We start from the raw sequence: 17964 nt of genomic DNA, 5'->3' as shown, positions 1-17964 counted from the left end.
GCAACGTCGTGGGAACCGTAATGATGGCGGCTTGGATCACCAGCCTGAGAGGATTCACAATGACCATTAATAATCCGCAGTTCAATTTTCTCCTGTTGTTGATGTGCTTGGTGGTGGCTCAGCTGCCTCGAGTAACCATTCTGAGAGGGCGCTAATGGGGTTTAGCCGGATTGCTCTTTGTGTATTGCTGTAATCAGGTGGCATAACCTCCACGTTAATTACTATCTTGTCCCTGTCCTCATCCATCCCAAAAATGCCAAGCTGATCAAGTTTCCTGATCGCGGTTTCCATTGCTTCGATTCGGCAGTCAAACTCATGCTGCCATTCCATTTCTGATCTCGTTTGATCCATTGGGGGGCGTTGCTCGAACAGTTTTCTAACCTTATCGAAATGTCTTGATCCAAAATCCAAATATGGGGATTCTGCATATGACCATTTTATTAGTTCTTTGTCATCATCCTCGTATTTGTTGTCTTTTGCAAAGCGCTCTAGGGCTTCATATGACCAAGCGGATATAAGTGGTGGAAGTGCCTCCCCTGTTGTAATTAGTGAGCAATAGTAAAAGTGTTCGTTTGTGGAAAATAGTTCCATTAGTGCCATGTGGGTGGCTTTCATGATTTCATCGGCTAATGGTTCCGTTGATATGGTGCTCATTTGGTCTCCAATTATTTTTCCTTAGCTTAATGTGCGTGCTCCAACTTTGCGAAGCTCTCGCCTTAGTGCGGTGCGTATAGCGTTTTTTCCGTGATTGGTGTCTCGCATTTGCTCTACAAGTGATGTCAGTCTATCCCGAAGATTATCATGGAATGACCTTGTATACATTGCGTTGTGGGGGCGAGGATGGCCTATAGGAATTCGATTTGCAGCATCATTGATATGGATTCCATAAGTGAAGAGGACTTTTCGGGACTCAATTGAAGAGGCCCACTGCCTCTGACTTCCCTTTGAGCCCACGATATGGCCAGCGGCTTGGCCAGGCCCAACAGGTCTTCCCTAAAGGCCCAGATTTCGATCAAGTTCTTTAGCGTTTCCAGAGTTGGTTTTGTCGCCACCAGTATTTCCAAAGCTAGCTAACCCGAGCGGGTCAGTCCAAGCTAACGGATTAGGCGAATATTCGTATAGATTTTCTTCCCCCGCTAATTCAATAGGGTCCGGCTGGGTAAACCGCCCCACATCCGGATCAAAAAACCTGAATGTGTTGTAGGGCGCTATCCGGGTTGGCATACGCGTACAAGCTGGCCAACCCGTTCTGTACTTCTTGCAGCAGGCGTAACCCTTGCCAGTGGCACAACACCCGCCGACGCGGCTCTGAATAGTCCCTCTGATAAACCTCCTTGCTGATCCGCCGCCCCAACGGGTCATAGGCAAACGCCACACGCTCCCGTTCCCCACTGCGGTACTGCTCCACGCAAACCAGCCGCTGCTCGGCGTCATACTCGAAATACTGCACCGAGTTGCTGCCGATACGCTTCTCGCACAGCCGCCCAAAGCGGTCATAGCGGTAGCGCTTGTCCTGATACACCAACACCCGGTTGTGATTGATCAGGACATTGAGCTTGGGCCCGTCGAACAGATTGCCGGCCTTGTCGTATTTGAAATCCTCGACCTGCTTGGCTTGCCAGTGGGGGCGTGACTGTTGGACAGGTAGATTCTGATGGGTTAAGTACGCCAATGCAGCGTGGGATATAACAAAGTTGTTCAGAGTTTTTTGTTGGGACTGTCAGCTTTGAGATGCTTGGCTGACACTCTGCTCCACCATGGTTTGTTGGTGTTTATTTGTTCGGGTAGGTTGGTAATTCGTTTGCTTTCCAAAGCCTTAATTACTAAGTCGTCAGACTCCTTGATTATGTTGTCCTCATGGTGGAGGCCGAGTATTGTCATGATGTTTATGGATTCAAATAAATGGCCTATTTTTTCGCTCTCCTCGTATAATAGATCCCCTTTATACGTGGACAGGCGCTTTAGGTATTCGAAGGTTAGTTTAATGACGTCGGGGAATTTAGAGTTATCAACGCTTGAGACAAATTCCGTTACAATTTCCCTGTCTGCTAATTTGTTGCTGCAAAGCCAGGTGTAAATTTCGCTGGCCAGTATTTCAATGTCATGAGGTCTTCGATAACCTTTTCTAATGCTGGTCATAATCTTTTGCTCAGGGGACATGGTTTGAGACCTCTAATTTGCTGTGCTGAATCCTGGTAGGCGCCTTAAGTTTGGCCATGATTCAGGGAAGTGAGTTAAAATAATAGGGCCTTTTCCTGTTTGGCTGGTTGCAGTAAATAATCCACTGTCAGGATCATAATAGCCCACTCTTGGCTTGTTAGTATACCGGTCCCTGTAGGTGAATTTTCTGCCATTCTGTATTGTGGTTCTTGCACTGAAATCATATTCTTTACGGTGTTTGCTCCAACTTGTGATCCATGCTTTTCGAAATGATCTCTAAGGCCGGGCCTATTAATACTTTGACGTGCTCTGCTCCATTTTGAGTTTTGGCGACATCACAAAACAATCCTAGAGGGTTGATCCATGCAAGAGGGTTCGGTCCATACGCATATAATTTAACCCGCCCTCCAGTTTAATGGGGTCTGATTGAATAAAGTGACCAGTGGTAAAGTCGTAGAACCTGAAGGTGTTGTAATTTAGGCTTATTTCTCTGTCAATATACTGACCTTGATATCGCAGGTTTTGTTTTCTGGCCTGACGTGGACTGTGCCACTCATCTCGCGTCTTCCCCCAGCCCTCATAATCAGTACACCAAATTGCCTTGCCTTCCGCATCAGTCAGTTGCTCGGGCAACCCGGCTAGGTTGGTATGAAAGTACTGAACCACCTCCCGACCCATCGATCCGTGCCAGCGGTTCATAGCTGTCCGGTGTGGCATAAATATACAAGCTGACCAGCCCGCTCTGTATCTCCTGCAAAAGCCGAAGCCCTTGCCAGTGGAATAACACCCGCCGGTGCGGCTCTGGGTAATCCTTCTGAGAAACCCATCGTAGGTGTAGTCGAGTTGCTGTTTTTCACCTTTGTTGTCCGCGAAGGTGATGGACAGCGGGTTTTCGGCGGCGTCGTAGCGGTAGTCGGTGGTGCAATCTTCAGTGCGCTTGCTGATAAGACGGCCGATTGCGTCACGCTCGAAGTCATGACGGATGACGATCGTTCGTTTGGGGTATTTTATACATTTCCCAAAATGGGCTGGCGAGTCGTGGTGCCTTACGAGTTTTAGGCGGGGTAGCGACGAAATACTAGATAAACCATTTTGCTCTTGCTGTACGTATTATAAGCGTTTTTTGCAGAAGAGTAATCCCGTCTTGGTCGCATTGCTGTTAAATTAATTTAAGGGTTTGAGGATTTTTCAGGTTAATGGTAATTTTAATGTCTGTGGTGGACCTAGCGCTTATTGTTTCGTCGTTGACTTGGGTGACGTCTATGAAAGGGTTTGATGACTCTGAATAAATTACCCAGATAAGTTTTTTGTCTTTGTCCAGGTAAGCAATAAATCCCTCGGATCCGTAGCTTCCCTCACCTACGCAGCAATAGCCTCCATTAGTAAGTGGGATTTCCTTGAAAATATCAAGGTGGCAAACATCGTGTTTATGTTTTGCATGAAAGTCTTCCAGGCTGAATTTTTCTCCGATTTTTATACTAGGCGATGGGTAAGTGGCAATTTTACACGAGTAAGACTCTCCGGTGGATAAGTAGATGGCATCCTTTATTGGAAGTAGCTCCTGTTCCCACAATTTCGTTATGATGTTTTTCATACGTTTATCCACAATGTGTTGGGCGATTGCTAAGTCCCGTATCAGGGACTGCTCCACCATTTCTAACGTTTCTAGGATCGCTGAATCTTTGCTGAAATTTCTGAAGCCATGTCTTGCCAGTGGTTGAATGTGGGTATGGTGAATTGAGATCCACTATGACGATCTTGACTTTTTCGAGCTTTGCTTCTAACGCCGCATCGAGACGTCTGTTGTCATAGCTAACTAGCTGACCATTAAAACTCGCGACATGCAGTGGTGACTGATTCCAATTCCAGCGGCCGGATTTCATGATTTCGGCATAATCATTTTTTGCAATAGTTCTTTGAGAAAAATTGATCTCGTCAGGGCTTATCCACTCGACGGACAACCCTAGCGGGTCTATCCAAGTAATCGGATTCGGCGCATATTTGTAAAAATTTAACCCGCCTACCAAGCCTATCGGATCAGTCTGCGTAAACTGCCCCACCTCCGGATCATAGAACCTGGAGAAGTTGTAGTGCAGTCCGGTTTCCCGGTCAAGGTATTGACCCTGAAAGCTTATGTTCTGTTCACGCGCTTCGCTCTTAGTGTGCCATTCATCATATTTTCCGCCCCAGCCCTTGTGGTCACTTCCCCAAGTTGAATTGCCAGCAGAATCAGTCAGTTGCTGCGGCAGCCCAGCCAGTGTGGTATGGAAGTAGTGAATCGCCTCACTGCCCGATTTGCCGTCGACACGAGCCAGCGGTTCATAGCTATCCAGATTGGCATACACGTACAAGCTGGCCAGCCCGCTCTGTACCTCTTGCAACAAGCGCAGCCCTTGCCAGTGGAACAACACCCGCCGACGCGGCTCTGGATAGTCCCTCTGATAAACCTCCTTGCTAATCCGCCGCCCCAAGGGGTCATAGGCAAACACCACACGCTCCCGCTCGCCACTGCGGTACTGCTCCACGCATACCAGCCGCTGCTCGGCGTCATACTCGAAAAACTGCACCCAGTTGCTGCCGATACGCTTCTCGCACAACCGCCCAAAGCGGTCATAGCGGTAGCGCTTGTCCTGATACACCAACACCCGGTTGTGCTTGATCAGGCCATTGAGCTTTGGCCCGTCGAACAGATTGCCGGCCTTGTCATACTTGAAATCCTCGACCTGCGTGGCTTGCCAGTGGGGGCGTGACTGTTGGACGGTTTGGAGTTGCTCGTTGAGGTCGTAGCCGTAACGGTTGCGTCCCGAGTAGCTCTTGCCGGTGTGTGGCAGGTCATTGAAGCACCCGATGATCCGTTCGAGATGCGCGCTCTCATCGTTGGCAGCGTTGGTCATGCCACGGCGCTGGGTCTGGGTCAGTACCTCGGCAACCAGGTTGTCGCTGGCATCGTAGCGATAGGCCTTGTCCAACAGCGGCAGCACGTCAACAGAGGCGTCGCGGTAATGGATGGCCTTGCCGCTCAGGCGACCGCTGCTGTCGTAGTGCGTGCGCGTGACCAGCTTGCCTTGAGTGCGCAGGACTTCGTCATGCACCGCGTCGCGCTCGAAATCACTGATGACCCGGCCGTTGAGGTTGATCTGGTGCAGGTGCCCGCTGCCGTAGTACAGGTGGTTGAGTTCGCGCTGGTCGGGCAGGACCAGGGTCTGCAGATTGCCCAGTTCGTCATAGCGGTACTGCAGCAGGCCAGCGCTGTTGGTTTCGCTGAGCAATTGCCCGTTGGCATCGTAGCTGTAGTCGAGTTGCTGTTTTTCACCTTTGTTGTCCGTGAAGGTGATGGAAAGCAGGTTGTCGGCGGCGTCGTAGCGGTAGTCGGTGGTGCCATCTTCAGTGCGTTTGCTGATAAGACGGCCGATTGCGTCACGCTCGAAGTCATGGCGTATGGGGATCGTCCGAGTCGGCGGAGCGTTGTCGGACAGCGGCGGCTGTTCTTCAGGCGAGGGCACATAGGTAAGGTGAGTGACCTCATCCAGCACGTTGTAGGCATAGACGCGGCCGCTGCCATCCAGGTCCTGTTGCGCGACCAACCGGTCCAATTCATCCCAACCGAAGCGATATGACTCGTTGTTCTCATTGGTCAGTTGCAGTAGCCGACCATAGGCGTCGTAGCGGAACTTCACGCTGTAACCCATGGCATCCGTGCGCTCGACCAACCGGCCGCTGCGGTCGTAGCGGAACTGCAGGCTCTTTTGCGCAGGGTCGGTGTAGCGCGTCAGTTGGCCAGCAACATCAATTTCATAGCGATCGATGCGACCGTCCGGGCGTTCGCTTTCTACCAGATAACCACGTGCGTCGTAGCGAAAGTGGGCGTGTTCACCGCGGGCATTGATGCTTTCGCGCAAGCGGCCATGGGCGTCGTAGTGATACAGCGCCTGGGCATTGCTGCAGTCGCGGTAGCTGAGCAACTGACCGCAAGTGTTCCAAGTCAGGTACTTGATCTTTTCGAGGGCATCAGTGATCTGGGTAACGCGGCCTTCTGGGTTGTACTGATACTGTGTTTTGCGGCCCAGCGGGTCTTGCTGCCAAAGCAGATTGCCGTGTTTGTCGTAGCCGTATTGCTGAGTCCGCCCGGCTGTATCGGTAACCTGGACCGGCAATGCCCAGTGGCGCAAGTACTTGATGTGCTCGCTGCGGCCGAGGGGATCGCGGGTTTCAATCAAGCGACCGATATCGTCGTAGCTGTAGCGCCATTCGCCTCCTAGAGGGTCGATGCTTTTCAGCAGTTGGCCGGCGACAGTCTCTTCTTGCCAGCAATTGCCGAGTGGATCGATGTGTTTATAGACCTCGTACAATGGCCCCCAATAGTAGTGATCACGGCGGCCGAGATTGTCCGTGACGAGGGTTTCACCGGCTTCCAGGTTGTACTCGAACCGGTACTCTTCTCCATCGCTGCCCCAGTGTCGAACCACCCGCCACTCGTGATCGGGTTGGGGTTCGAGCAGTGGTGGCAAGCGGTAGGGCGTACCGTCTAAGCGCCTGGGAGTAGGGCGCTTTGCCGGAGTGTCGAAGCGGGCCCATTCGTATTCACGGACAGCACCGCTAGCCAGTTGATGACTATTGAGGTAGCCCTCGGGCGTGTAAGTGAAGCGGCGGATCCGTTGCTCCGTCGCATCCAGTACCTCGTGCAATTGCCCGCTGGCGGTGTAGCGATAGCTAACCAGCAGTTCGCTGCGTTCTACAGTCGGTGTTCCACCGTTCTTCAAGAACACCCGCGATATCTCACTGACACGCTGGGGATGCCTGGCGCCATAATGAAGCTGCACGACCGTTTGGCCGTACTTGTCGTAGAGCCCTTTCAAGCGCCCTTGCTCGTCGTACAGCAGGTCTATGCGATTGAGATTACGGTCGCCGAGCCTGATCAGCCGTGAGCGTTTCGGGTTCAGCGGGTCGGTATCGAAGAGCCGATAAAGCCCTTCATTGATATCTTCGACAACGGTCTGACCGTCCTCCAGCTGAAAGAAGGCCAAGCCGTCCACGACACTGACGAAAGCGTCACCAACACTAAGGCGTCCCAGTTCCAGTCGGTTACCTTCCTCGTCAATGTAAATCCACAGTTCACCCCCATGAGGATGTGGCACACGTATGAGCTCAACCTCATACGGTACGCTCCATCCCATGCCTAACAGTCCATCGGGACGTCGATCATTGCTGTCGTAGCTTCGTGACCATTCAATACCCAGCAAGCCGGGAAGACTGAAGTCAACGTCCTCGGCCCCTACAAGGACCTTGCTCCCTGCAGAAACGAGCACGGGGCTACCCTTATATGGGCAGACTTTGGATTTCGGTCTTGGTACCGGTGAGGTTGTGGGGCGTCTACGGGGCAGCCTGATTCTCCGTGCAACGAGCATCCCCGCAATAATCCCGGTAAACATCGCAATTTTGCTCTTGCCGTTGCGAATGTCCCTGACCGTCGCCGTACCGCCACCAATGCGTACATTGGGTGATACGTTTTCATTCACATCAATCTTGGCATCGCAGGTGGTCTTGTCCCCTGAGCGTGCGGCGGGTTGGCCGTTGATAAATACGCTATCAGAGCCCTGCGCAATGAAATTCTCGGGCAGGGGCGTGTGGCGGGAACAGGTGATTTTGTCCTCTTCCTTGGATTCTGAGCCTGGGTCGGCCGGCGTGGTCACTGGCGGGTTGAAGATGTCACGTATCGCCATGCCCAGCCCCATAAACGGGACCAGATAAGGCACCGCAGCCATGGCCATGGAACCAACGTTCTCCAGGATGGAGGGCTCCTGATCAGCATCGGCTGCGCCGCCTCCAGGTGGGCCGGTGGTGCCGGCCGCGCGAGCAGCGGGCTCGCTGTTAATGAAAACATTGCCCGACCCACTCTCGATTTTTCCGTAGGGATCGGGGGCGTCCACGCTGTTACCAAGGCTGTCGCAAAAGCTGGAAATGGCATCGCCGACAGTCTGGTCTTCGCCGACGGTAAGGGTGCTCATTGCACCGACTGCTACACCCGCGACTGCGGCGATGGCGAATCCAGCCGCACCGCCAGTGGCTACGGTGCCAACTACGGCCAAGCTGATGGCTGCGGCGACGGCTGCGGTGGCCGCTGCGTAAATAACAGCTTCGGCAACTGCGCTGATCATTTCAGCGGCAAGCGATGGATGAAGAATTGCATCACCCATTCGGGCGGCATGAACGGTCTGTGCCATTGGCTTCAAGCTCCTAGCTATCCGAAAGTCTTTGTCCTGGGCCGCGAAGGGGCTCAGGCAAATCGGAGCTCGGCTTTGATGGCGCGCCAGTGGTTGATGTCGTCGTCGCTCAAAGGTCCGGGTTTGCTGTAGTTGAGCACCAACATCCGTTGCTGTCCGGGGATCAGGCAGGCCGCCTGGAGCTGGTAATTGGGCTTGTCGCCGACCATGAACTGGATAGCTATTTCCCGGCCTTCCACGGCATGCTCATTTCTTCCAAGGCGAGTCACTTGCGTGGGCGTGATAGTCATCGCCTTTGACTGTATCCGTAATATTGTTAGTTGGTCCTCCAAGGCCTCATCCAGAGTCTTGTTGTCTGCAACTGCGCTGCGCGCTATTACCAACGTGGTTTGTCTGCTGGCAAAGCGCAGCATGTTCAGTGTCAAGTCTTCGGGGATTTCATCACCCAGATTGAGGATTACATCGTGCGTCAGGAATTGGGTCATCTCAGGTAGTCCTTTTTGAGTTCAGTGCAGGGTGGCTGTGCCAGCGCTATTCGAAATGCCCATCCACGTCGGCCTTGAGTGAGCTGCTGTCGCGCCCGTTTGCTACCGCGCCTGGCGAACCGCCCGTTGGGTTGAGGTCCAGCTTTGCCGCCAGGGTGTTGATTTGCCCGGTCTGCTGTGCGGTGAAGTTGAAGGTCTCGCATGTGATGTTCAGCGTGCCATTGGCATGCATTTCGATAAGGGTCTTCCCGCACTTGAGGCGTAGCGTGTTGCCCGCTTCGACTTCGTAGTCGCCTGCGATGAGGTCGTTTTTGCCACCCCCCACTTTCAGGGTGTCGTTGGCCTTCACGGTGCGCAGACGATTGCGGCCAATGGCGACCGATTCGTCCTGGCCAATCTGTTGGGTGCGATCGATGCCCACCGAGAGGGACTGGTTGTTATTGACCAAGGTGTTCTGATCTCTCTGGGCATGGATGAACACTTCCTCTTTGCCCAGTTCATCCTCGAAACGCAGCTCATTGAAACCATCGCCCTTATGTGTCTGGCTCTTGATGGTCATCCGCGTCTTGTGATCGGGCAGGTCATAAGGCGGCAGCTGATCACCGCAGTAGGTGCGCCCGGTTATCATCGGCTGGTCGGGGTCTCCGTTGACGTACTGCACGATCACGTCCTGGCCGATCCGAGGGATGGCCATCGAGCCCCAACTGCCACCCGCCCAGCCTTGAGATACTCGCAGCCAGCACGAACTGAACTCGTTGTTCTGGCTTTCGCGGTCCCAGGGGAAACTGACTTTTACCCGGCCCCATTCATCGCAGTAGATTTCTTCGCCCGGTGGGCCGACGACGGTGGCCATGTGCGGTCCGTCGATTCGCGGTTTTGCCAATGGGGCAGGGCGCCACTCGGTTCTGCCGGGGACCAGCACTGCGGTCTGCTCGTAGCGCGTGCTTGCATCGGCGCCGGCGGCTTCTTCCTGCAGGCTGGTGAACTGGTGGCCTCTATGGATTACGGTGTTCACCCGCCAATGCGTATTGAGATCGTCACGTGGGTGACCGGTGAGGGTGAAACTCAGGCCCGGTTGCAGGCGCACGTCATCGCCCTGGACCTCGGCAATACGGACATCATGGCGCAGCGCAGTGATGCGGTTTTCAGTGAAAGGTTTGCCCACGGCATCGCGTTTATAGCGGCCTGGGTAATCGAAGTATTCGTACTCTCTGGACTGATGCTCCAGGAAGGGCCCGGCGGCTCTGTGCTCCTGGCGGTAGGCCGGGTTGGTAAAGGTGTAGTCGCGCTGCACTTGGCGAGCAGTACGCACCTGCTCGCTGTAGCGCAAGCGGCGCAGGCAGGGTTTGGTTTGGTCACCACCGCTGTTGGTGTGGTACAGCACGCGGTTAGGGTCTATAGGCTCGTCGTCATCGTAGAACCCTTCATCTTCATCGTCGGTTTTGATGGCGCCATGGCTGATCTGGCCCAGGGACTGCAGCCGATCGGTGATGATCAGTTTGTGCAGCTTTTCACTGTGCGCGAAGCGGTAGACGAAGCCCTCTTCGGCCGCCAGGCGGGCGATGAATGCCAAGTCCGTCTCACCGGCCTGGACGCAGAATTCGCGGACCTGATGGTCCATGCTGGCGCGCAGTTGGTATTGGTTGATGCCCTGGCGCTGGAGCATCAATTCAAGAATCTGCGGCACGGTCTTCTGCTGGAAGATGCGCCAGTTCGAACGCAGGTTGGCACGGGCCAGCTGGGGCTCGATCAGTGCGTCATAGTAGGTGCGATAGAAGCCACTTTCCGCCTGGCTGAAACGGCTGACCAGGCCGTGCACGTAGCGCACTGGGCGTTCGCCTTCCCAGAGGGTGAAGAGCACGGGTTGGTCGAGCAGGTGGCCGAAGTCGATATCGTTTTCAAAACTGACCAATTTCAGGTCCAACTCGAAGGGTATGCTGATCCCTTCTCGAAGCTCGAATGACACCACTTCGAATTCAGCTTTGCCAATTAGAGGCTGGAAGCTGTAACGCAAGTCAGATTGGCGAGGCATTTGAAATCCTATTTCGCTGGCCTACACGTCACAGTCCGGGCAGTAAGCCTGCCCGGTTGCTGCAGTGTTAAATTAAACTTCTGTTTCTATTGGTTTACGCCAGTCGTCCGAACCCGCAGTGCTGGCTGTAATGTGTTCCCATTCAATACCGCGATAAGACATTGAAACTTTGAAGAACTGTGTGAAGTCTTTGTTCTGCTGGTTTTGAATGTGCGGCATCGTCAAGTCGATATCGGTGATTACGGCATCGGTCAACTTGGTCGTGAAGAAGCGTTCTTGCTTGCCCTCTATAGAAGTGCGATACCAGCTGAGCTCGACATTTGGCAGCATCTCACCAGTGGACAGAGCGCTGTAAAGTAGCGGTACGGCTTTGTTGAGAGCGCATGTAAACACCAGTGGACCATGAACACGCTGTCCTGCCGGTTGACCGCTTTGAGGGTCGGTGGGCACGGTGATGCGGTGACTGACTTCCTGTACCAGAATTTGATTCTCGTGACCTTCAACATAAACGTTGCCCACCGAGTCGGCAGTAAAGGCATCCTTAGTGATGTTTCCTTGGCTTATACCTTCGATAGAAATGTAAGCGGGTGTTGGCATAACAATGACTCCTGCATCTATGTGGATAAAAACACGCGTGCCAAAGGCGGCGTGGCCATCGAGAGTGATGGGCTTGTCAACGAAGCAAATCGCCTCGTCAATCCGTTGAATTCAGTTGCGTCGGTTGTCGGCTGTTTACTGCTGCAAAATGCTGTTGAGCGACTCCAGCACTTCGGTGGTTATCAAGTGCAGCCGGTAGCTGTAGATGCCGTAGGCCACCGCCATGGCGATCGCGGAAATCACTAACGGGCTCCACCACGGCCATTGCCGGTTCATGCGGAAGTTGCGCGGGGCCACGTTGGTGTAGGGGTCGCAGACCGATTCCGGCACGGGGCCGCGCAGTTCCCGGATGATCCCGTGGAGCTGGTGAATAAGCCCGTTCAGTGACTCTTCGCCTTTCGGCGCGATGGCGTATTTGCCCTTCAGGCCAAGGCACAGCACGAAGTACATGAACTCCAACACGTCCTGGTAGCGCTTGGGTTCCTGCATCAAGCGCGACAGCACGGTGAAGAATTTCTCCCCACCCCAGGTTTCGTCATGGAAGATGCTCAGCAGCGGTTTCTGGCTCCAGCAACTGTTTTTACCCCAGGGCCTTTCCATGACCGCTTCATCGATGAACAGGCAAAGGCCGTAGGAGTACGCCAGCAACTGAGCGGGCTCGTAGCCGTGCTGGCGTAGCTCCTCGCGAATATTGACGATCGTGTTGCTTACCTGCTGGTGCACCTCCTGGATGTTGGGCAACGCATCCAAGGTGCGCAGGCGTATCACCAGGCCAAACAAGGGGGCGGCGGCGTCCAGCATCAGGTTTACGTAACCACCGCGCAGTTGAAATTCCGGGTCGGCGGGGTAGCCTTCAGAAGCAGGCTGGGCCTGTGCTTCTGATTTGGCATCGGCAGGCGATGTATTCACCCCGCTATCAGCATTCTCTATCGCCCCGAAGAACTTTTTATCGTGATCCTGACTGTTGTGAGTGTCATTTTTCATTTCATTCACTCCTAATCGCCCAGAACTGCAGCTCTAGCCCAGGGAAGTCCCCTGCAATATGAATCCCGAAGCCATTGGCTGTTTTCATGCACGTCCACGCAGGGGCACGTCGATCCAGTTCGAAGTAGCTGAAGCCTGCATGGAAGGGCAGGTCGCGAGGCGCCACCGGCAAGGTGTTCAAGGGAATGCCGGGCAGTTGCAACTGCACCAACTCCTCCAGTGCCTCGAGTGAAGTGATCTTGGCTTTCTGGATGAACATCTGGCGCAACGCCTGGGGTGGCAGATCGGCGCGCACCGCAAGGATGAACGTGGCCCCATCGATCAGTCGGCGGTCCTCCAACGCGGCTGTCAAAACGCCGTACTCCAGCGTCTCCAATGGCAGCGAAACGGCGCGTGGTTGCAAGACTGTGCTCAGTGCCCGGCGTAGCGTCTCTTCCAGCGGCTTGAAGGAGGTGCGTAGCGCAGTATGGTGATAGGCGGGATATTCCTGCGGCAGCCGGCTCTCGTCGGTAAAGGTCACGAACTCACCGCAGGCCTGGCTCATGCACAGGTAGAGCTGCTCGGGGTGGGTCTGCCCTTGCCGAGCCAGATGCTGGAAGCACGGCCACCAGCGGTTCATGGCCTGCAGCAGGTTGAAGTCGCGAATATCGGCGATACCGGACTGCCCTGAGGCGCCAATGCGGGCGGCCAGGCTGCGCGCACGTTCGCGAAGGGAGTTGGTGATTTCTTCAAGGAAACGCTGCAGCGCTGGCACCGCACGCACCGAAACGCTGGTGGGGTAGAACCCCTCATCCAGCTGCAGGCTGCCATCGGGGCGGCGTTCCAGAATGCGGGCCAAAGCCAACCGTGTATAAGCGCTGCTGTCTTCAGCCTTGCGTTTGAGCTGTAGATTCGGCACCGCCAGGTCGACTTGCACCAAGTCTCCGTCGGCGCTGTGGGTGTCCTTGATTTCCTCTGCGTGGGCACGGTAACGGAAGTTGGCGGCATTGTCGGGCCAGCTCACCTCCCGGCCACCTTCGGTACGCAGCGGCAGGCACAGGTAGATCTCGCTGTCGTTGGCGCCGTCGTCCTCGATTTCCAGCGGTGGGGGTGGTGGCAGGTCTGCGGGGATATCGAACACTGTGCCGTCCGGCATGATGCCTCGTGCACGGGTGATGGCGACCTTGCCCAGGCTCAGGTATTCATCGTTCAACTGCAGCTCGCTGAAGCCGTAGAAGGCGGCGTTCAGGCTACCAAGACGTTGATGCAACGCCGCTTCGGCGGCACGGCAAGCCTGTTGGAAATGCTGCGGTTTGACGAACAGGCCCTCAGGCCACAGGACGGGGTTACGTGAACTCATGAGCGCTCCATGTCAGCGTGAGTAAGCGATAAATGCACGGCTGCAGGCACCATCAGTCCTCCTCCTTGAGCAGGACCTGCGTGTCGTTGAGCAATACCGACAAGATGATCTGGTGGCCACGGGGCGCAATGCGCAGTACCTGGCTCCAAGTGGCGTTTTCCTGGTTCCGGTAGTCGGCGATCACCGCAACGAAGCGTGTCTCCGGCTCGATGGGCGTAAAGGGGATGAACTTGAACTGGCCTGGCCGCAGCAGGTAATCGTCATCGCGTATGTAGGTGCTTCGCAGCGCCTTGGCAGGGTCCTTGTCCAGCAGTTCGTACACGCTGTTGCGGATGAGCGAGTCGTCGCGAAGTTGCAGGATTTTGATGGCCATGGGCGTAGCGATGGGTTCGGCAGCCACGGTGGTGGTGCGAGGCAAGGTCAGGGCTACGGTCGGATCCTCGTAGCTGCCGGGGGTACTTTCTTCCAGGGGGGAGCGCGCTGGATCGTCGCCATCGTCCAGTGGCATGTCGACGGGCGACAGGGCGGGGAAGTGTTCCTGCAGGTACTCATGCAAGGCCCCGACTTTTTCGGTCAGCACGTAAGGGTCACCGGCGCTCAGGCTAACGGCATATGGGCTGGGCTCGATCACAGGCTCCAACTCGGATATCACTTCAAGGCTGTGCGGATTGCCATTGAGTGTTGGGCTGGCATTGATGCTGAACGCGACTTGAGTGGGGTGTTCATTGGGTGGCCCGACGGGTACCGAGGGGTCCATCACCACTTGGCCGATTTTGCCCAGGGAGGTGCACCCCGAAAATCCGAGCAGCGCAACCAGCAGGCCGGCCACGAGTGAATGACGCATCATGGGCGATCTCCTGCAATCAAATGGTCCAGCGGGGGCTCGTTGGCTGGGCTTGTCGCTGTATCCAGCGCCGTCAAGGGGTCGTTGCCGATACCTGGCGCGAAGGCCGAGCAGATATCGGCGGCAACCTGCGCGGCGCCTGAATCGGTTTGCCAGGCGGTGCCTGGGGCCTCTAGCAACCAGCGGTCAAGGAGGTTCTGTTTAGAACTGAACAACTCCTCCAGGGAATGTGAATCGGCCTGTGAAAATTGAACGTGCAGGCGATAGGCACCAACCCCCAGTTGGTCACCCTCAACCAGACGCCTGGGGGCGAGTGGCCCCAAGTTCTCGCGGCTGTCATTCAGGTAGGTACGCTGACAGCGGTCGATGACGCAGAAGCTGCCCTCGATCCAGCGAATCTCGCAATGGACCGGTGCAACGGTCTGCTCACGATCATTGATAAACCAGGTGCAGCCGGCGCTGCCGATGGTGCCGCCCGCGCAGTCGAACTGATGGCGGGCGGTGACGTTGTGGTGCAGCTGATCAAGGTTGGTGATGCTCAAGGTCAATGTGCTCATGAGCGCCCCCGGAACCGCACCACAGGGCTGATCTGGCCGTGGCGGTCATCGACAAAGCTGGTCCAGCCCAGGTAGGCGCCTTGGCTACGGTGCAGGCAGAAGGATGACAGCGCGTTGCGCTTTATCCGCAGCTCCAAGTCATAGGCCAGCCCGTCGCGCAACAGGAAATCGATCAGTGCACGCAAGCGATTGAAATTGAGGCCGCTGGGCAAAAAGTCACGCAACTGTTCCTGGTCCAGCTCGCTGATCACGATGGTGAACTTGCTGCTGCGGGTTCGCGTGCGGCTGCCGACCAAGAAGGAGTTGCCAAGCTCGCCGTTGCTGCGGCCAAGGCGTACCAGCTGCTTGGCCTCAGTGAGGACCGAGCGCGTTTCGAATTCGCGGATCTGCACCTGCTGCAAGTCGAAACAGTGGGCAATGATGCCGGCAACGGTACCCGGTGCACGGCTGCGGCTGGCAATGACCCCGGCGAAGCTGAGCAGCCGGCTCCAGGGCAGGGCGGTGTGGCCGCGCAGCTGTTTGTCGTTCAACCCGAGCAGGGCAAAGATGTACTGCGAGAAGCCATCGGTAGCACCCGGCTGGAAGCGGATGTAATAGCGGTACTTGCGCCAGATGCGGTGCAACAGGCTCAGCAGGTAGTGATTGAAAAAGTCGAAGAAGGCTGGCCGCACACCGATGCCGTGGGCATGCTCGTACGACACTTCTTCCAAGTAATAGGTTGGCAAGGGCGAGTCAGTGCCGTGCAACCCCATGAAGGTGGTGCACACGCGATAGCGGTCTCCTGCGTCTGGCATGCGTTCGGCCTTGTACACGTCGGCCACCGGAAAGGTCAGCCGCGGGTCGCTCGCAAGCCGCACGCGCCGCCGCGTGGCCGGGTCGGGCCAGCGTGGTTCCAGGTTGTCCCCGTGCAAACCGTGCAGGCGCTCCAGCAACTGGAAGAAGTTGTACTGGTGCGCCTCGGCGAGCAGTTTGTCGGCTAGATCAGCGGTTGCTTGCCGGTCTGGATTGGCCATGTGTAGTGCTCGTTGTTGGTGGTGTTGATCACTTCCAGTTGGTGGAAGGAATTGATGCTGGCGTACAGGGCGAAGAAGTGCGCGAGCACGCAACCGAACAGATACAGGTCGCCTTCGCAGAGGAATGCGCTTTGGTCCAGTTTCAGCCGTGTACGCAGGCCGCGAATGGGCTGGCCCTTGATCAGCCAGTCCAGGGGGGCTGTGTGCACATCGTGGATGCCGTCCAGGCGTTTGCGGGTGGTACGGGTTTGCTGGATGTCATGCAGGGCGGCGAAGTCGTAGGCATTGATGACCGCTTTCAACGGCTCGGCCGAGAGCAGCGACAGGTAGTTCAGCGACATGTTGGAGATCAGGGCCCATTGCAACTGGCCGTCCAGCACCGGCCGACAGGGCCGGCTTGGAGCACAGAGGTTGGTGTAGGTGGCCAGGGGAGGCGTGATCTCGGAAATCACATTGATGTCGTCGACAGCCAACGCCCGCGGCAGATCTCGGTTGGTGCAGGTCAGGTCGATGGAGGCTGTTTCCAGCTCGCCGATGTAGGCGTTGGCGTCTGCGCGTACGAATGCGATACGGTGGGTGACGCTATCGTCCCGCAGGGACGGTTCCATGATGTAGCGGTAATACAGCGCTGTGCGCCCCTGCACGTGCTCGATTTCATGGGCGAACGACTCGAAGGCTCGGAAGGTTCGCAGGTGTTCGCCGGCGCTGCCGTCTGTTGTCGTGCGGGTGCTGATGACCCGATCGACGCTGAATATTTCATACGCGTGGCGCTCCTCACCTCGGGGCGTAAGCTCAGCCTGGGCGAACCGTTGGGACAGGTCGATGGGCTCGGCGCTGTGGCTGAACAGGTTTACCGCGGGGGTGCAGAACAGGCTGAAGTCTGCCCTGCCGACCCGCAGCGAATCAGGCAACTGCCGGGTGAAGTGAAATTCAAGGCAGACCTCCTGAGCCGCCTCAGCGGGCCAGACCTTCTCCAGGCCGGCAACGCTGAAAAAGTGGAAACGCTCGGGAAAGATGAAGTACTCCTGCAAAATCCGGTAGCCGTCGAACACGTTCGGTGGGTAGGGCAGCAAGGCTTCGTCCGGGCTGAACCCTGGTAGGACGATGCTGCTGGCCGGCAGCCGGCGGACCTCGCCGTCGACTGTCACCGCGACATGTTTGAGGTAGTGAGCAATCCACAGATAGAGGGTGCGGGCCGTTTGCGTATCACCGCTCAAATGAAAATCGAGACTGGCGCAGCCCAAGGTGTTCAACGGCCGATCGACCAAGGTTCGCAGGTCGAGCCGAAGCACCGAACTGTCAAGTGTCTGCGTAGCACTGACCGCGTCGATCTCGAACGGATGGATGTCCACCGCCGTACAGGTCCGAAACTCGCAGTGCACGCCATCCACGGGTTTGGAGAACAACCGCGAGCCCTTGGGAATACGCTGCGACTGGCTGAGCGCTTGCTTGCGTGGGGTGAACTGGATGATCGTGGCGCTCGGCAGAGGCCGCAGGTAGTTGGGCCAAAGCAACTGCAGCATCGGGTGCGTCAGCTCCGGCAGCTCGTCCTCCAGCTTCAACCGGAGCTTGGCGGTCAGGAAGGCAAAGGCTTCCATCAGGCGTTCGACATCCGGGTCGCTACCACCCTTGCCGAGCAGCCGGGCAAGTTGTGGGTTGTCCTGAGCGAAATCGTTCCCCAGTTCATGGAGATAACGCAACTCTTCGCTGAATCGATCCTTGAGTGACATTG

The 17964-nt window shown here is 56.0% G+C and carries 18 protein-coding genes; 1 reads left to right on the top strand and 17 read right to left on the bottom strand.

Translation table 11 applies throughout. From position 1 onward, the window contains the following. Positions 1-81 precede the first annotated feature (81 nt). The 6 genes from ABRP30_RS17315 to ABRP30_RS17290 form a co-directional block, all read right to left on the bottom strand. Positions 82-654: a DUF4303 domain-containing protein gene (locus ABRP30_RS17315; protein WP_349974942.1), complete on the bottom strand. Its 573-nt coding sequence runs from the start codon at positions 652-654 to the stop codon at positions 82-84. 21 nt (positions 655-675) lie between these two features. Beyond that, positions 676-954: an AHH domain-containing protein gene (locus ABRP30_RS17310; protein WP_349974941.1), complete on the bottom strand. Its 279-nt coding sequence runs from the start codon at positions 952-954 to the stop codon at positions 676-678. A gap of 39 nt (positions 955-993) precedes the next feature. Further along, entirely contained in the window at positions 994-1224 is a 231-nt protein-coding gene (locus tag ABRP30_RS17305; RefSeq protein ID WP_349974940.1) for an RHS repeat-associated core domain-containing protein, read from the bottom strand. After that, the gene (locus tag ABRP30_RS17300; protein WP_349974939.1) at positions 1181-1672 is read right to left on the bottom strand and encodes a hypothetical protein; all 492 of its coding nucleotides are present in this window, start codon (positions 1670-1672) and stop codon (positions 1181-1183) included. The genes ABRP30_RS17305 and ABRP30_RS17300 overlap by 44 nt, the downstream gene beginning before the upstream one ends. A 26-nt stretch (positions 1673-1698) precedes the next feature. After that, the gene (locus ABRP30_RS17295; protein ID WP_349974938.1) at positions 1699-2160 is read right to left on the bottom strand and encodes a hypothetical protein; all 462 of its coding nucleotides are present in this window, start codon (positions 2158-2160) and stop codon (positions 1699-1701) included. Positions 2161-2508: 348 nt separating this feature from the next. Further along, positions 2509-3105, bottom strand: coding sequence for an RHS repeat-associated core domain-containing protein (locus tag ABRP30_RS17290; RefSeq protein WP_349975165.1), 597 nt, complete (start codon positions 3103-3105; stop codon positions 2509-2511). Between ABRP30_RS17290 and ABRP30_RS17285 the strand changes: the two genes are divergently transcribed. Next, the gene (locus ABRP30_RS17285; RefSeq protein ID WP_349974937.1) at positions 3004-3219 is read left to right on the top strand and encodes a hypothetical protein; all 216 of its coding nucleotides are present in this window, start codon (positions 3004-3006) and stop codon (positions 3217-3219) included. The two genes, ABRP30_RS17290 and ABRP30_RS17285, sit on opposite strands and share 102 nt — an antisense overlap. Positions 3220-3319: 100 nt before the next feature. Here the strand turns inward: ABRP30_RS17285 and ABRP30_RS17280 are convergent, their stop codons facing one another. From ABRP30_RS17280 to tssF, 11 genes are all read right to left on the bottom strand, one after another. Continuing rightward, a complete protein-coding gene (locus ABRP30_RS17280; RefSeq protein ID WP_349974936.1) occupies positions 3320-3754 on the bottom strand; it encodes a hypothetical protein in 435 nt (144 codons plus the stop codon). A gap of 4 nt (positions 3755-3758) precedes the next feature. After that, positions 3759-8381, bottom strand: coding sequence for an RHS repeat-associated core domain-containing protein (locus ABRP30_RS17275; RefSeq protein WP_349974935.1), 4623 nt, complete (start codon positions 8379-8381; stop codon positions 3759-3761). 53 nt (positions 8382-8434) lie between these two features. Continuing rightward, entirely contained in the window at positions 8435-8866 is a 432-nt protein-coding gene (locus tag ABRP30_RS17270) for a DcrB-related protein (RefSeq protein ID WP_349974934.1), read from the bottom strand. Between the two features lie 46 nt (positions 8867-8912). After that, a complete protein-coding gene (locus ABRP30_RS17265; protein ID WP_349974933.1) occupies positions 8913-10898 on the bottom strand; it encodes a type VI secretion system tip protein TssI/VgrG in 1986 nt (661 codons plus the stop codon). A gap of 72 nt (positions 10899-10970) precedes the next feature. Then, positions 10971-11495, bottom strand: a complete 525-nt coding sequence (locus tag ABRP30_RS17260) for an Hcp family type VI secretion system effector (RefSeq protein ID WP_267817120.1) — start codon at positions 11493-11495, stop codon at positions 10971-10973. Between the two features lie 135 nt (positions 11496-11630). Then, a complete protein-coding gene (gene icmH, locus ABRP30_RS17255; protein ID WP_349974932.1) occupies positions 11631-12479 on the bottom strand; it encodes a type IVB secretion system protein IcmH/DotU in 849 nt (282 codons plus the stop codon). Between the two features lies 1 nt (position 12480). After that, positions 12481-13818 carry a type VI secretion system baseplate subunit TssK gene (gene tssK, locus ABRP30_RS17250; protein ID WP_267817116.1) on the bottom strand — a complete coding sequence of 446 codons (1338 nt, stop codon included), beginning with the start codon at positions 13816-13818 and terminating at the stop codon, positions 12481-12483. 52 nt (positions 13819-13870) lie between these two features. Next, on the bottom strand, positions 13871-14665 hold the full coding sequence (gene tssJ / locus ABRP30_RS17245; RefSeq protein WP_349974931.1) for a type VI secretion system lipoprotein TssJ: 795 nt from the start codon (positions 14663-14665) through the stop codon (positions 13871-13873). Further along, positions 14662-15219: an FHA domain-containing protein gene (locus ABRP30_RS17240; RefSeq protein ID WP_349974930.1), complete on the bottom strand. Its 558-nt coding sequence runs from the start codon at positions 15217-15219 to the stop codon at positions 14662-14664. Before ABRP30_RS17240 ends, tssJ begins: the two co-directional genes overlap by 4 nt. After that, positions 15216-16232, bottom strand: coding sequence for a type VI secretion system baseplate subunit TssG (gene tssG / locus ABRP30_RS17235; protein WP_349974929.1), 1017 nt, complete (start codon positions 16230-16232; stop codon positions 15216-15218). Before tssG ends, ABRP30_RS17240 begins: the two co-directional genes overlap by 4 nt. Continuing rightward, complete coding sequence (gene tssF, locus ABRP30_RS17230; protein ID WP_349974928.1) at positions 16196-17962, bottom strand: type VI secretion system baseplate subunit TssF; 1767 nt, start codon at positions 17960-17962, stop codon at positions 16196-16198. The genes tssG and tssF overlap by 37 nt, the downstream gene beginning before the upstream one ends. Between the last annotated feature and the right edge of the window lie 2 nt (positions 17963-17964).

It is taken from the genome of Pseudomonas sp. WHRI 8519, from assembly GCF_040224055.2.
Lineage (GTDB): Bacteria > Pseudomonadota > Gammaproteobacteria > Pseudomonadales > Pseudomonadaceae > Aquipseudomonas > Aquipseudomonas putida_X.
Note: the sequence above shows the minus strand (reverse complement) of the source record. Positions and strands in the feature narration are given on the sequence as shown.